This is a genomic window from Ferruginivarius sediminum (genome assembly GCF_003344765.1).
GTDB classification, from domain to species: domain Bacteria; phylum Pseudomonadota; class Alphaproteobacteria; order Kiloniellales; family Rhodovibrionaceae; genus Ferruginivarius; species Ferruginivarius sediminum.
This window is the reverse complement of the sequence record NZ_QPMH01000009.1, coordinates 80575-94665: the sequence shown is the minus strand read 5'-3', so window position 1 is coordinate 94665 and position 14091 is coordinate 80575. Positions and strand designations below refer to the sequence as shown.

Genomic DNA, 14091 nt, shown 5'->3' with positions numbered 1-14091 from the left:
CCGGGCGGCCTACTGCGCCGTCCAGCCGCCGTCGATCTGCACTTGCGCGCCGGTCACGGTGCGTGCCGCGTCGCTACATAGGAAAGCGGCATAGGCACCAAGCTGTTCCGGCGTGACGAACTCCAGCGCCGGCTGCTTCTCGGCCAGAAGCTCGCGCTCGGCCTGCTCGATCGCGATGCCCTTGTCCCTGGCCTTCGCCTCGATCTGCTTGACCACCAGCGGCGTCTTCACCCAGCCGGGACAGATCGCGTTGCAGGTGATGCCGGTTCCCGCCGTGTCCAGTGCCGTCGTCTTTGTCAGCCCGATCACGCCATGCTTCGCGGCCACGTAGCCGGCCTTGCCGGCCGAGGCCACGAGACCGTGGGCGGAGGCGATATTGATGATGCGCCCCCAGCCCCGCTCGCGCATTTTCGGCAGTGCGTGGTGAGTGGTGTAGAAGACGTGGCTGAGGTTGATCGCGATGATCTGCTCCCACTTCTCCGGCGGGAACTCGTCGACCGGGGCGACATGCTGGATGCCGGCGTTGTTCACCAGGATGTCGATGGCGCCGAAGCGGCCTTCCGCCTCGCGGATCATGTCGCGGATCTCGTCCGGCTTCGACATGTCGGCGGCGGAGTAGGCCACCTCCACGCCATTGGCGTCGGCGATGCCCTGCCGCAGCGTTTCGATCTCGTCAGCATCGCCGAAGCCGTTGAGGACGATGTTGCAGCCCTCGGCAGCCAGGCGCTCGGCGATTCCCTGGCCGATGCCGCTGGTCGAGCCGGTGACCAGCGCCGTCTTGCCTTTCAGCATGCTCTTCCTCCGTCAGGAAAAACCAAGGTGATTTCAGCCGTTCCCGCAAGGAAACGGCGGATCGCCGCAGCCGGCTCTTGGCGCGGGCCGGACGCGGCGCCATTGTTGGCGGCATGACACTAGATCAGTGGGTCGCCTGGACGATACTCATTTTGGGATTCCTGTGCCCGCTCGGCCACGTCCTGTGGTCGTCACGCAGCGGGTCCTGGCGACCCCACGCCGGGGGCACCTGCCCGTTCGGGCCGCGCGTGGGCTGGGCCATCATGGTCCTGCTGCTGGGGCCGGTGGGCTGGCTGCTTTACATGCGCGCAAGAAGGCTGCGCACAAGGGAAAGCCGCCGCCGGGCCATCAGCTCTTGAACAGCGACTCCGCCCCGGAAAGGTAGGCGCGCTTACCCTTCAGCGTCGCCCGCACCTGCTCAAGCTCGCGTTCCAGCGCTTCGCCATAGGCTTCCAGCTCCTCGACGGAATACTCCTCCAGCGGCTTGTCGGCCGCCAGGCGCGCCCGGGGCTGCAGGTCCTCGTCCTCCATTGCCGCCTCCGCTCGGATGGCCGAACCCTGGCACCGCCGCCACGGCCGACTTGCTTCCACTGGCCGGATCATACTAGACGAACGGGGTCCTTCGCCACGCCGCAACACCACCAACCCCGGGACGACGGAGCACGCTCATGGCCGACACCGCGCCGCAGACGATGACCGCGATCGAGATCCGTGGAGAGGGCGGGCCCGAGGTCCTGCAGCCGGGCGAGCGGCCGGTGCCACGACCGGGCGCGGGCGAAGTGCTGATCGAGGTGGCCGCCGCCGGCGTCAACCGCCCCGACGTGATGCAGCGCCAGGGCGGCTACCCGCCGCCGCCGGGCGCATCGGACATTCCGGGGCTGGAGATCGCGGGGCGCGTCGTGGCGCTGGGTGAGGGCGTCAGCGAGCCGGCCATCGGGACGGAGGTGACGGCGCTGGTCACCGGCGGCGGCTATGCGCAGTACTGCGTGGCGCCGGCGGCGCAGTGCCTGCCCTACCCCAAGGGCTTCGACGCCGTGCACGCCGCGGCGATTCCCGAAACCTACTTCACGGTCTACTCCAACGTCTTCGACCGCGCCGGCCTGAAGAAAGGGGAGCGCTTCCTGGTGCACGGCGGCTCAAGCGGCATCGGCACCACCGCGATCCAGCTTGCCCGTGCCTTCGGAGCGGAGGTCTACACCACCGCCGGCACGCCGGAGAAATGCCGGACCTGCGAGGAACTGGGCGCGGCGCGGGCCATCAACTACCGCGAAGAGGACTTCGTCGCCGTCGTCAAGGAAGCGACCGGCGACCACGGCGGCGTCGACGTCATCCTCGACATGGTGGGCGGCGACTACATCGCGCGCGACCTGAAGGCGCTGGCCCCTGACGGACGGCTGGTGTTCATCGCCTTCCTCGGCGGCCCGAAGGCCGAGGTGAACTTCCTGCCGGTGATGTTGAAGCGATTGACGATCACGGGCTCGACGCTGCGCGCGCGGGACGTCGCCTTCAAGGCCGATATCGCCGGCAAGCTGCGCCGGCACGTCTGGCCGCTTCTGGAATCGGGCGAGTTGAAGGTGCTGGTTCATCGCACCTTCAAGCTGAGCGAGGCGGCCGACGCCCACGCGCTCATGGAGTCCTCGACACACATCGGCAAGATCGTGCTCGTGCCGTAGGACGGGCTTGAAAAAGTCGGCGAGAATGCGGGGGAAGGGCTTTCGTCACAAGCGTGCGACCCCTATATTGCGCTCGGTACCCGAACAATTCGCAGTCCCCGCGCCCGGCCGGTCGCCGGACCCGCCGCGGCGACGGCGCCGCACTTGCCGGCGCCAGGGAAAGGAGACGTTATGACGAAACCGCTTATGCCGAAGGCCACCGCCGTGTGGCTGGTGGAGAACACCTCGCTCACCTTCGAGCAGATCGCCCGGTTCTGCGAGTTGCACCCGCTTGAGGTGCAGGGCATCGCCGACGGCGAAGTGGCCAGCGGCATGCAGGGAATGGACCCGGTCGCCAACGGACAGCTTACGCAGGAAGAGATCGAGCGCTGCCAGAACAACCCGAAGGCGCGCCTGATGCCGGCCAAGACCGACCTGCCGAAGCCGGTCGAGCGGACCAAGGGCCCCAAGTACACCCCGATCGCCAAGCGCCAGGACAAGCCCGACGGCATCGCCTGGATCCTGCGCAATCATCCGGAAGTGCGGGATTCCCAGATCTGCAAGCTGATCGGAACGACAAAGACCACGATCCAGGCGATCCGCGACCGCACCCACTGGAACACCCAGAATATCCGCCCGCGCGATCCCGTGCTGCTGGGCCTGTGTTCGCAGTCCGAGCTGAACAGCGTCATCGCCGCGGCGGAGAAGCACAAGCCGCGCGAGCCGGAGGCTTCCGAGGGCGAGGACCCGGCGGCGGCCGAGAGCTTCGGTATCGGCGCCGACGCCCCTGCGGACTATCCGGAGGAGCGCTGATACTGGACGCGCACACGACCCTTACCGGGAGCCAAGCTTTTGGCTTAATGCCCCGTCGCGTTGCTTCAGGCGCCGCCAGACATCGCGGCGGCTGAAAGCTGCGGCAAACGTCGGAAATCGTCTCGCCAGCCCGTACCCCACCCCATTCCGATCACATGACCTTGATATTTGGCTCATATGGCCTCATAATTATGGAAAGCCTTGGGAACGGGACCGATGGAAACCGCGCTTCGAGAACGCTCGACAGACGACGTGAAGGCGGTCGCCCTGAAAGCTTTCGCGAACATCGCGGATCGCTGGGACCTCAGCTTGCGCGAAGCCGCGGCTCTGGCCGACATGTCCGAATCCACCTGGAAGCGGGCCCGGAAGCCAGGTTTTTCGGGTCAGTTGACGCACGATCAGTTACTGCGATTGAGCGCGATCACGGGCATCTACAAGGCGCTGGAAATCTATTTCAGTGACCCCATCGCACGGCGTTGGATCAAGCTGCCGAACAAGGGGCCGGAGTTCGAAGGCGCGCGGCCGATAGACGTCATGGTCGAAGGCGGCCTGCCGAAGATTCTGCGCGTGCGCTCCTATCTCGACGCGCTGCGGGGCGGCGCTTGAGGATCACCTCGATCAGCGACCGCGGTCTCATCCGCCTGATTTCGGAAAGCCACCACAAGCCGCCGCTCCTGCGGGGTCTGGTCGATACCGACGACGAGATGGAGATCCTCGCCGAACTGGAGGGAAAGACCAGCGCGCGGCTGATGGCTGAGCGCGAAGGCGCTCCGGGAATCGACCGGCGCGAGCTGGCTTTCGCACGGCGCTACAGCGACCTGCGGGTCTATGGCCGCAGCCACATCAACGCGGCGTTCACGTACACGCGTCCCAGCGGAAACCGCTTCAACGGCGGAGAGCGAGGAGCCTGGTACTGCGCCTACGACCTCTTCACGGCCGCCGAGGAGGTCGGCTACCATCGCACCCGCGAACTCGGCTACATCGGCATCTACGAGGATGAGGCGCGCTACGTCGAGTTGCTCGCGGACTTTATCGGCGACTTCCCCGATCTCGGTGACGAAAGCGGCCATCCGGCGCTCTATCCGGATCCGGAGGTTGGCTATCCCGAAGGCCAGAAACTCGCCCTTCGCCTGCGGCAGAGCGGTCACCAAGGGCTGCTTTATCCCTCCGTACGGCGCCTTGCGGGCCAATGCTTCGCCGCGTTCGATCCCGGCATAGTCCAGAACGTCCGGCCTGGAGCGAGCTGGAAGCTTGTCTGGCAAGGCTCACCGGAATACACGCTGCAGCCACTGTCGGGCTGATTCGTCGAAGGTGCTGTCGCCGAAATACGATACCCTTATCCGCCGCGGCGCGTCGGGATCCCCTATTCCTTCACGGGCACCGTGTAATTCAACGCAAGGCGGCCGCCGTCCGGGTAGATGCACTGGCCGGTGAGGTAGCTGGAATCGTCGCTGGCCAGGAACAGTGCCACCTTCGCGACCTCCTCGGGCTCACCCAGGCGCCCCATGGGCGTGCGGCTCATCAGCGCGCGCCATTTCTGCGGGTCGTCATTCACCTGCCGCACCATCTCCGTGCCGATGGAGCCGGGGCCGATGGCATTGGCACGGATTCCGTGGTCGGCCAGGGCCAGCGCCTCCACCTTGGTGAGCTGGTTGATGCCGCCCTTGGCGACGACGTAGGGCGCGATGGTCGGGATCGCCATGACGGCGTTCACCGAGGACATGTTGATGATCGTCCCGCCGGTGCCCTGCTTCACCATCTGCCGGGCAGCCGCCTGACCGGTCAGGAACACACCCTTCAGGTTGACGCGGATGACCTTGTCGAAGTCCGCCTCGCTCAATTCCAGGAAATCGCTCGCGACAACGATAGCGGCATTGGCCACGACGCAGTCGACGCGGCCATAGGCGGCGACCGCCCGCTCGATCAGCGCGTCGACCTGGGCCTTGTCGCCCACATCGCAGGGGACGAACACCGCCTCGCCGCCGGCGGCCTGGATCTCCTCGACCGCGCGCTCGCCCTGTGTTTCCTCGACATCGGCCAGGACGACCTTGGCGCCCTCGCCCGCGAAGCACTGCGCGATGGCCTGGCCGATTCCCCGCGCGGCGCCCGTGATCACCGCGACCTTGTTCTCCAGGCGCATGAACCCTCCCCTTTCCTTGCCCGATGTAACTGGCGGCAAGCTGCCACGGCCTTTGCGGCGCGGCAAGCAGTCGCTCAGCCGTCCAACGGCGGCACCGTGTAATTGAGCGCCATGCGCCCGCCGTCGATGGTGACGCACTGCCCGGTCATGTAGCTGGAATCGTCGCTGGCCAGGAACAGCGTCGCCGCCGCGATCTCCGCCGGCGTTCCGACCCGGCGCAGCGGCGTGCGAGACAGCATCTCGCCCCAGTTGTCCGGCTGGCCGGAGACATCGTAGACCATGCCCGCATCGACCGAGCCGGGCGCCAGCGCGTTGACCCGGATGCCGCGGTCCGCCAGCGCAAGCCCGGCGGCCTTGGCAAGCTGGTTCATGCCGCCCTTGCTGACGCAGTTCGCCGCGACGTGCGGCATCGCCAGGATACCGTTGATCGACGACATCAGCACGATGGACCCGCCGTCCCGCATGCGCCGCGCGGCGGCCTGGACGGTCAGGAAGGAACCGCGGAGGTTGGTGCGCAGCACGCGGTCGAATTCGGCCTCCTCGAACGCCAGGAAATCGCATGCGACGGCGATTCCGGCGTTCGCGACGGCGCAGTCCAGCCGGCCGAATGTCTCCACCGCCCGCTGGCACAGGGCCGCCACCTCGTCCCCATCGCCGACATCGCAATGCTGAAAGACCGCCTCGCCGCCCGTCGCGCGGATCGCTTCGGCCACGGCCTTCCCATCCTCGTCGCGGATATCGCCGATGACGACGCGCGCGCCCTCGGCGGCGAAGCGTTCAGCCACCGCGCGCCCGATACCGCGCGCAGCGCCCGTGACCACGGTGGTCTTGCCCTGCATTCTGCCATCACTCATCGCCAGCGGGTTCTGGCATGCGCTTCCAGCAACGGCAAGCGCATATTCGCTTGTGTTGGACTTGCTGGTGTTCCAGGCGATACGGCGCTAAGCTTTCCAGCCATTGGGCGTGAATTGGACGGGGGCGTGATGCCGTCGGCGCACGATCGCCTGGAAGCTATGCTGGGTCGGCTGTTCGGCTATGCGCTGGCCCTCACGCAGGACCGCGAGCAGGCGCGGGACCTCGTCCAGGATTGTGTCGTGCGGGCGCTTCAGGCCCGGCGCCTGCCGCAGGACGAGCCGGCGTTCCGGGCGTGGCTGTTCACGATCCTGCGCAACCTGCATATCGACGGCGGCCGCCGCAAAGGCCTCACCCCCGTGGGCACGCCCCAGGATGCCGAGGCGCCGGCGGAAAGCTGGATCGTCTGGCGCGCCGACGAGACCCTTGTGGACCGGGTCACCGTGCGCCTTGCCTTCAGCAAGCTGCCAAGCGAAAAACGGGAGGTCATCGCACTGGTGGATCTGGCCGGTTTCAGCTATGCCGAGGCCGCGACGATCATGCAGGTGCCGCGCGGCACCGTGATGAGCCGGCTGTCGCGGGCGCGGCTGGCCTTGCTGGACGTGCTTCAGGACAGCAACGTGCGCGCGCTGCCGGTACGAAGGAAGCGAGGAACGGCGTGACGGGCCGGGATCCGGACTGGGAACTGCTGAACGCCTACGTTGACGGCGAACTCGACGCCGCCGAGCGCGCGCGTGTGGCGGATGCCGTCGCCCGGGACCAGGAACTGGCCCACGCCGTCGCGGTGCTGAGCCGGCTGAAACAGGCTGCTCAGGACGCGGCATGGGACGAGATCGGCGAGGTGCCGGCCGTCGAGCTGCCACGGAAAGGCCGGCGCCCGGCGTGGGCCGCCGCGGCGGCGGCCTTGCTGCTGGCCGTGGGCCTTGGACTCGCGGCGGGCATCTGGCCGGGCAAGACGGCGCCGCAATGGCTGGATCAGGCGCGCGCCGTGCACGCCCGCTGGGCGCAGGGGGCATCCGGCGAACCGGCGGGCACGGCTTCGACCACCAGCGCCCTCATCCTGGCGGCCGTGGAAGACTTCCGCCGCGTCCCCTTCGTCCCGGACTTCTCGGCCGGAAAGCTGACGCTGACCAGCATAGATGCCGCCCGTATCGCGGAAAGCCCCGCCCTGCGCCTCGGCTATCGCGGCACGCGCGGCTGCCGGGTCAGCCTGCTGATCCTGGCCGATCCGGGCGAACTCTCCGCCGAACTCGCGCAATTCGATACAGAGGCCGGGCCCGCCTATCTGTGGCGCGCCGGTGGGCTGGGCTATGCCATGCTGGCCAGCAGCATGGACCGCGCACGCTTCCAGCTTCTGGCCGAAACGGCGCACCGCACGACGCACGCCCACAGCCAGCCCGACGACCGCACACGCATGGCGCTGGCCGAAAGCCGGGCCAAGAGCGAACCCTGCCGGGCCTGAGCGGAATTTTTCACCCGCCCTGGAATACCCGGCCCCCCTCGTTCGTTTCCTCTATAGCGGCGACGATTTGTCGCGGCCGTAAAACAGGCGAACGGGAGCGAACGTCATGGGTGATAAACGCCACGAACGCGGCATCTGCGAGCTTTATGCCGAGGACCCGGAACGTGCCGACTATCTGATCTTCGGCCGGCGCGCCAACCCCGACCGGCGCGGTTTCATGCAAGGTGCGGGCCTGGCAACAATGGGCGCGCTCCTCGGCGCCGCCATTCCATTCCACCGCAACATGCCCGCCGGGTTGATCCCCGCGGCGCTTGCGGAGGAGACCGACTCTTTCATGCTCGAAGGCAAGGACGGGCTGAGCGTGCTCAACGATCGGCCGGTCAACGCCGAGACGCCGGCGCACCTGCTGGACGACGACGTGACGCCGACGGCCCGTCACTTCATCCGCAACAACGGTATCGCGCCCGAAAGTACGAGCCCGGACGGCTGGACGCTGAAGATCGACGGGCTTGCCGACAACCCGATGGAACTCTCCATCGACGACCTGAAGGACCGCTTCGAGGTGGTCAGCTACAAGCTGCAGCTTGAGTGCGGCGGCAACGGCCGCGCGGCCTTCAACCCACCGGCAAGTGGCAACCAATGGACGGTCGGTGCGGTCGGCAATTCCGAATGGACGGGCGTGCGCTTGGCCGACGTGCTGCAAGCTGCGGGCGTCAAGCCGGAAGCGATCTATACCGCGCACTACGGCGCGGATTCGCACCTTTCCGGCGACCCTGGGAAGGACGCGATCTCGCGCGGCATGCCGATCTGGAAGGCGATGAACCCGCACACCCTGATCGCTTTCGAGCAGAACGGTGCCCCCATCCACCCGATGAACGGCGCGCCGCTGCGCATCGTGGCGCCGGGCTGGCCGGGCTCCACCTCGCAGAAGTGGCTGACCCGGATCTGGCTGCGCGACCGGGTGCACGACGGCCAGAAGATGGGCCCGACCTCCTACCGCGTGCCGCGCTATCCGGTGGCGCCGGGCGAGGAGGTGCCGCACGAGGCGATGCGGATCATCGAGTCGATGCCGGTGAAATCGCTCATCACCTATCCGAAGAGCGGCCACACCTTGCCGGTCGACCACCGCACCGTCGAGGTGCGCGGCCATGCCTGGGCCGGCGACGAGCATGTGATCGCGATGCACGTTTCCACCGATTTTGGCGCGACCTGGCAGCGGGCCGAATTGATGTCCCCGCCGAACCCCTATTCCTGGCAGCGCTGGCGGGCCGAGCTCAACTTCCCGACCAAGGGCTACTACGAAGTCTGGGCGCGGGCGACCGACAGCAAGGGCCGGATGCAGCCCTTCACGGTGAACTGGAACCCAAAGGGCTACTTGAACAACTCGATGCACCGCATCGCCGTGCGCGTCGAGGCATGAGGACCATGCGGCGCAAGCTTTTCCGACTTCTGCTTGCCTGTGCACTGGGCGGGGGCTTCGCAGCCCCCGCCGCCGCGCAGGACAACGCCGACAGCAGCCTGCCGCCCGGCGAGGGGCGGGAACTGGTCGCGGGCCTCTGCGGCGCCTGCCACTCCCTCCGGCTCGTCAAGCAACAGGGGATGAGCCGCGAGCGCTGGGACTACACGCTCGACTGGATGGTCGAAAAGCAGGGCATGCCCGAACTCCAGCCAGAGATGCGGACCACCATCCTGGACTATCTCGCCGAACACTACGGCGAAAAAAGCCGCCAGGACGGCGGCGTCAGCCCGTTCAACCGCGTGCAGCCGCTACAGCCGGTGGAGTGAGGGGGATGCGGGTGGCGCAGAACACCAATCCGCCCGTGGCGTTAGAAATATTTGAAAATAGCGAGAAGCGCGGCCATCGAAGGGATCATGAAGCATACAATCTGTAGCCTTGCGTTCGCGAGCCCCGTCTTCAGCTCGTGGCGCAGCCCTTGCATATCACCCTTAAACTCATGACGCAGGCCGTCGATGTCACTCTTAAACTCATGGCGCAGGCCGTCGATGTCACTCTTAAACTCATGGCGCAGGCCGTCGACATCGCCCTTCAGATCATGGCGCAGGCCATCGATGTCACCCTTCAGCTCATGACGCAGGGCTTCCATCTCACTCCTTAGTTCGTGGCCCAGCCTCTCCGTGTCGCCCTTAAGCTCGTGGCGCAGGCCATCCATATCGGATTTGATCTCCTGACGCAGGCCGACCAGATCGCCCTTCGTCGCCATGTCGGCGGGACGCTGGGCCACGGCATCCGCCAGGGCCTCGGCGGCGGCTTCCGACATGCCGGCGGCCGTCAGTTTCTTGAAGAGCCTGTGCGTGTCCATCGCAGGCTGTGCCATGTCCCTCGCGCTACCCCGATATTGTCGGTCGAAGGGTTACATTGACGCAACCCCCATGTCGGCTATCCGCCCCGAATCAGTGGCGGCGCCGATAGCGCGAGCGTATACACCAAATCGTATGTCGTTTGGAAGACGCTACACCGGATAACTGCATCCATCCGGTCTGCGCCGAGGCGGGCGGGCCCGGCCCGCGTCTCCACGGGCCGGGCACTGCATAAGGCTCACGAAGACGGGACCAGCCCGATCTCCCGCAGCGATTCCTTGATCTCGTCCAGGATCGCCGGGTCGTCGATGGTGGCGGGCGGTTCCCAGGGTTCGCCGTCAGCGATCTTGCGCATGGTGGCGCGCAGGATCTTGCCGGAGCGGGTCTTGGGCAGGCGCTTCACCACCGCGACGTGCTTGAAGGCGGCGACGGGCCCGATCTCCTCGCGCACGCGGGCGATGCACTCCTTCTGCACCTCGCTGCGCGGCCGCTCGACCCCGGCGGCCAGCACGACGAGGCCGACCGGGATCTGGCCCTTCAATTCGTCGTGGATACCCATCACCGCACACTCGGCGACGTCGGGATGCTCGGCCAGCACCTCCTCGATGGCACCCGTCGAAAGCCGGTGCCCGGCGACGTTGATGACATCGTCGGTGCGCGCCATCACGAAGATGTAGCCGTCCTGGTCCATGTAGCCCGCGTCGCCGGTCTTGTAGAAGCCCGGATAGTCCGCGAGGTACGCTTGGTGGTAGCGCTCGTCCGCCTGCCACAAGGTCGGCAGCGTGCCCGGCGGCAGCGGCAGTTTGCACGCGATGGCGCCGATCTGGCCGCGCTCCAGGTCCTTGCCCTCGTTGTCCAGCACGCGGACGTCCCACCCCGGCGCCGGCTTGGTGGGCGAGCCCGGCTTGATCGGCATCGCCTCGATGCCCATCGGGTTGGTGGCAATGGCCCAGCCCGTCTCGGTCTGCCACCAGTGGTCGACCACCGGCACCTTCAGCTTGTCCTGCGCCCAGAGCAGCGTATCGGGGTCGCAGCGCTCGCCCGCCAGGAACAGCGTGCGGAACTGTGGCATGTCGTATTTCGCGATGTGGCTGCCTTCGGGATCCTGCTGGCGGATCGCGCGAAAGGCCGTCGGCGCGGTGAACAGCGCCACCGGCTTGTGTTCCGCGATCACCCGCCAGAAAGCGCCGGCGTCGGGCGTGCCCACCGGCTTGCCCTCGTACATGATGGTGGTGCAGCCATAGAGCAGCGGGGCATAGACGATGTAGCTGTGGCCCACGACCCAGCCCACGTCCGAGGCAGTCCACCACACCTCCCCCGGCTCCAGGCCGTAGACGCCCTTCATGGTCCAGTACAGCGCCACCGCATGGCCGCCGTTGTCGCGAACGATGCCCTTCGGCTGCCCCGTCGTGCCCGAGGTGTAAAGGATATAAAGCGGATCGGTCGCGGCCACCGGCACGCAATCCGCCGGCTCGGCCTTCGCCATCGCCTCGTCCCAGTCGACGTCGCGTCCGGCCACCAGATCGCACCCAGCGGCCTCGCGCTGCTTGACGATGAGGACGTCGGGGGTGTGCGTCGCCTCCTGGAAAGCATGATCGAACAGCGGCTTGTAGGGCACGACGCGGCCCGGCTCGACCCCGCAGGAGGCCGTCACCATCGCCTTCGGCTTGGCGTCGTTCAGGCGCTTGGCCAGCTCGTGCCCGGCGAAGCCGCCGAAAACGACCGAGTGCACCGCGCCGATACGCGCGCAAGCCAGCATGGCGATGGCCGCCTCGGGAATCATTGGCATGTAGACGATGACGCGATCGCCCTTCGCCACGCCCTGCGCGCGCAGCACGCCGGCGAAACGGGCGACCTTGTCGCGCAGCTCGCTGTAGGTGAAGGTCGCCTGGCTGCCGGTCACCGGGCTGTCGTAGATCAGCGCCGCCTGATCGCCGCGTCCGCCGTCGGCATGGCGGTCCAGGCAGTTGTAACAGGTGTTCAGGACGCCGCCGGTGAACCAGCGGTAGTACGGCGCGTTGCTGTCATCCAGGACCTTGTCCCAGCGCGTCTCCCAGTCGATCTTCTCGGCCGCCTCGCCCCAGAAGCCCTCGGGGTCTTCCAGCGAGCGGCGATGGATCTCGTCGTATCGACCCATTTGTTCTTCCTTCCCGATATCCTCGCGGCCACGCCCGAATCCCGCGCGGCCGTTGCTTCGAATCCCACACACACGACAGCATGCGCGAAGCCGTCATCGCCTGCAATCCACGCGCGTTCGCTGCCGAACAAACCGTAGCCAGCGAGGGAAACCGGAACGTTGACGCAGGTCAAGCACCCCTCGCGCGCGGCAATTGCATCAGGGGCGCGGAGTGTGACATATCCTTGCGGCGCAGGAATGGAGAGCCGCCATGACCGCTTCGAACATCTTCGAAGAACATCTGGACAAAAACCCCGCCAATTACGTGCCGCTGACGCCGCTGTCGTTCCTGCGGCGCGCGGCCGTGGTGTATTCCCAACACACGGCGGTGATCCACGGCTCCCGGCGCTACGACTGGGCGGAGTGCTACCGCCGCTGCCGGCGACTGGCCTCGGCGTTGCATCAGCGCGGCATCGGCCCTGGCGACACCGTTGCCGTGATGGCGCCGAACATCCCGCCGACGTACGAGGCGCACTTCGGGGTGCCGATGACCGGCGCCGTGCTGAACGCGCTCAATACCCGGCTGGATGCGGAGACCATCGCCTTCATCCTGCAGCACGGCGAGGCGAAGATCCTGCTGACCGACACTGAGTTCGCGCCCACCATTCGCAGCGCGCTGCAGCGCCTCGACCGCAAGATCCCGGTGGTCGATATCGACGACCCGGAAGGCCCCGGCGGCGAGCGCCTGGGCGAGATCGAGTACGAGGACTTCCTGGCAGGCGGCGACCCTGATTTCGACTGGCGCATGCCGGAGGACGAGTGGGAGGCAATCAGCCTCAACTACACCTCTGGCACGACAGGCAACCCCAAGGGCGTCGTCTACCATCACCGCGGCGCCTACCTGAACGCGGTGGGGGAGATCGTCGTCTGGTCGATGGGCGGGCAGCCGACCTACCTGTGGACGCTGCCGATGTTCCACTGCAACGGCTGGTGCTTCCCCTGGACGCTGGCGGCGATGGCGGGCACCAACGTCTGCCTGCGGCGGATCAGCTCCAAGACGATCTACGACGCCATCGCCGACCACGGCGTGACGCACCTTTCGGGCGCGCCGATCATCATGCAGATGCTGCTGAACGCCACTGACGAGGAGCGGCGCGACTTCCCGCAGACGGTGCAGATGATGACCGCCGCCGCGCCGCCACCGGCCAGCGTGCTCGCCCGGATGCAGGAACAGGGGATCGAGGTGACGCACGTCTACGGCCTCACCGAGGTCTATGGCCCGGCCACCGTCTGCGCCTGGCACGAGGACTGGGACGACCTGCCGATCGAGGAGCAGGCCGAGAAGAAGTCGCGCCAGGGCGTGACCTATCCCGTGCAGGAAGCCGTCACCGTCGTCGATTCCGACACTCTCGCGGAAGTCCCCTGGGATGGCGAGACGCTCGGCGAGGTCGTGATGCGGGGCAACATCACGATGAAGGGCTATCTCAAGAATCCGACCGAAACCGACAAGGCCTTCAGGGGCGGCTGGTACCACACCGGCGACCTGGGCGTGATCCACCCCGACGGCTACATCCAGCTCAAGGACCGCTCGAAGGACATCATCATCTCCGGCGGCGAGAACATCTCGTCCATCGAGATCGAGAACGTCCTCTACCGCCATCCGGCGGTCGCCGCCTGCGGCGTCGTCGCCATTCCCGACGAGAAATGGGGCGAAACGCCGGGCGCCTTCGTGGAACTGAACGCCGGCTACGAAAAGACGACGGCGCAGGACCTGATCCGGCACTGCCGCGAGAGCATGGCGCACTATAAATGCCCGCGGCACATCCTGTTCGAGGCGATCCCCAAGACCTCGACCGGCAAGATCCAGAAGTTCCAGCTCCGCGAGCGGGCGAAGGAGATCGTCCGCGAACAAGGGGCAAAGTAGGCGGCCGATTCACGTTTTTCG

General features: G+C 66.9%; 15 protein-coding genes. 9 read left to right on the top strand and 6 right to left on the bottom strand.

What is annotated here, in order from left to right; genetic code table 11:
- Positions 1-9 precede the first annotated feature (9 nt).
- Positions 10-792 carry a 3-hydroxybutyrate dehydrogenase gene (locus tag DRB17_RS11370; RefSeq protein WP_114582329.1) on the bottom strand — a complete coding sequence of 261 codons (783 nt, stop codon included), beginning with the start codon at positions 790-792 and terminating at the stop codon, positions 10-12.
- A 348-nt stretch (positions 793-1140) separates the two neighbouring features.
- On the bottom strand, positions 1141-1323 hold the full coding sequence (locus DRB17_RS11360) for a DUF1192 family protein (RefSeq protein ID WP_161958791.1): 183 nt from the start codon (positions 1321-1323) through the stop codon (positions 1141-1143).
- A 137-nt stretch (positions 1324-1460) separates the two neighbouring features.
- Here DRB17_RS11360 and DRB17_RS11355 point away from each other — a divergent pair, with 137 nt between their 5' ends.
- The 4 genes from DRB17_RS11355 to DRB17_RS11340 all read left to right on the top strand — a co-directional run bounded on the left by DRB17_RS11355 (position 1461) and on the right by DRB17_RS11340 (position 4558).
- The gene (locus DRB17_RS11355) at positions 1461-2465 is read left to right on the top strand and encodes an NAD(P)H-quinone oxidoreductase (RefSeq protein ID WP_206607861.1); all 1005 of its coding nucleotides are present in this window, start codon (positions 1461-1463) and stop codon (positions 2463-2465) included.
- Positions 2466-2636: 171 nt separating this feature from the next.
- Positions 2637-3257 (top strand): DUF1013 domain-containing protein, encoded by a 621-nt coding sequence (locus DRB17_RS11350; RefSeq protein WP_114582327.1) that lies wholly within the window; start codon positions 2637-2639, stop codon positions 3255-3257.
- 216 nt (positions 3258-3473) lie between these two features.
- Positions 3474-3863 (top strand): MbcA/ParS/Xre antitoxin family protein, encoded by a 390-nt coding sequence (locus DRB17_RS11345; protein ID WP_114582326.1) that lies wholly within the window; start codon positions 3474-3476, stop codon positions 3861-3863.
- Entirely contained in the window at positions 3860-4558 is a 699-nt protein-coding gene (locus DRB17_RS11340) for an RES family NAD+ phosphorylase (protein WP_114582325.1), read from the top strand. Before DRB17_RS11345 ends, DRB17_RS11340 begins: the two co-directional genes overlap by 4 nt.
- Before the next feature lie 62 nt (positions 4559-4620).
- Here the strand turns inward: DRB17_RS11340 and DRB17_RS11335 are convergent, their stop codons facing one another.
- Together DRB17_RS11335 and DRB17_RS11330 are read right to left on the bottom strand one after the other, a co-directional pair.
- Entirely contained in the window at positions 4621-5397 is a 777-nt protein-coding gene (locus DRB17_RS11335) for an SDR family NAD(P)-dependent oxidoreductase (protein ID WP_114582324.1), read from the bottom strand.
- A gap of 74 nt (positions 5398-5471) precedes the next feature.
- Positions 5472-6251: an SDR family NAD(P)-dependent oxidoreductase gene (locus DRB17_RS11330; RefSeq protein WP_206607860.1), complete on the bottom strand. Its 780-nt coding sequence runs from the start codon at positions 6249-6251 to the stop codon at positions 5472-5474.
- Between the two features lie 129 nt (positions 6252-6380).
- Between DRB17_RS11330 and DRB17_RS11325 the strand changes: the two genes are divergently transcribed.
- The 4 genes from DRB17_RS11325 to DRB17_RS11310 all read left to right on the top strand — a co-directional run bounded on the left by DRB17_RS11325 (position 6381) and on the right by DRB17_RS11310 (position 9496).
- Positions 6381-6911 (top strand): RNA polymerase sigma factor, encoded by a 531-nt coding sequence (locus tag DRB17_RS11325; protein ID WP_114582322.1) that lies wholly within the window; start codon positions 6381-6383, stop codon positions 6909-6911.
- Positions 6908-7711: an anti-sigma factor family protein gene (locus DRB17_RS11320; protein WP_114582321.1), complete on the top strand. Its 804-nt coding sequence runs from the start codon at positions 6908-6910 to the stop codon at positions 7709-7711. The genes DRB17_RS11325 and DRB17_RS11320 overlap by 4 nt, the downstream gene beginning before the upstream one ends.
- A gap of 106 nt (positions 7712-7817) precedes the next feature.
- Entirely contained in the window at positions 7818-9131 is a 1314-nt protein-coding gene (locus DRB17_RS11315) for a sulfite oxidase (RefSeq protein WP_114582320.1), read from the top strand.
- Positions 9132-9136: 5 nt separating this feature from the next.
- Complete coding sequence (locus DRB17_RS11310; RefSeq protein WP_193725735.1) at positions 9137-9496, top strand: hypothetical protein; 360 nt, start codon at positions 9137-9139, stop codon at positions 9494-9496.
- A 41-nt stretch (positions 9497-9537) separates the two neighbouring features.
- Here DRB17_RS11310 and DRB17_RS11305 read toward each other — a convergent pair whose 3' ends face one another.
- Together DRB17_RS11305 and DRB17_RS11300 are read right to left on the bottom strand one after the other, a co-directional pair.
- Entirely contained in the window at positions 9538-10047 is a 510-nt protein-coding gene (locus DRB17_RS11305) for a coiled-coil domain-containing protein (RefSeq protein ID WP_114582319.1), read from the bottom strand.
- 221 nt (positions 10048-10268) lie between these two features.
- Positions 10269-12167: a propionyl-CoA synthetase gene (locus DRB17_RS11300; RefSeq protein WP_114582318.1), complete on the bottom strand. Its 1899-nt coding sequence runs from the start codon at positions 12165-12167 to the stop codon at positions 10269-10271.
- Between the two features lie 250 nt (positions 12168-12417).
- On the opposite strand from DRB17_RS11300, the gene DRB17_RS11295 reads away from it, so the two are divergent.
- Positions 12418-14070: an acyl-CoA synthetase gene (locus DRB17_RS11295; RefSeq protein WP_114582317.1), complete on the top strand. Its 1653-nt coding sequence runs from the start codon at positions 12418-12420 to the stop codon at positions 14068-14070.
- Positions 14071-14091: the final 21 nt, after the last annotated feature.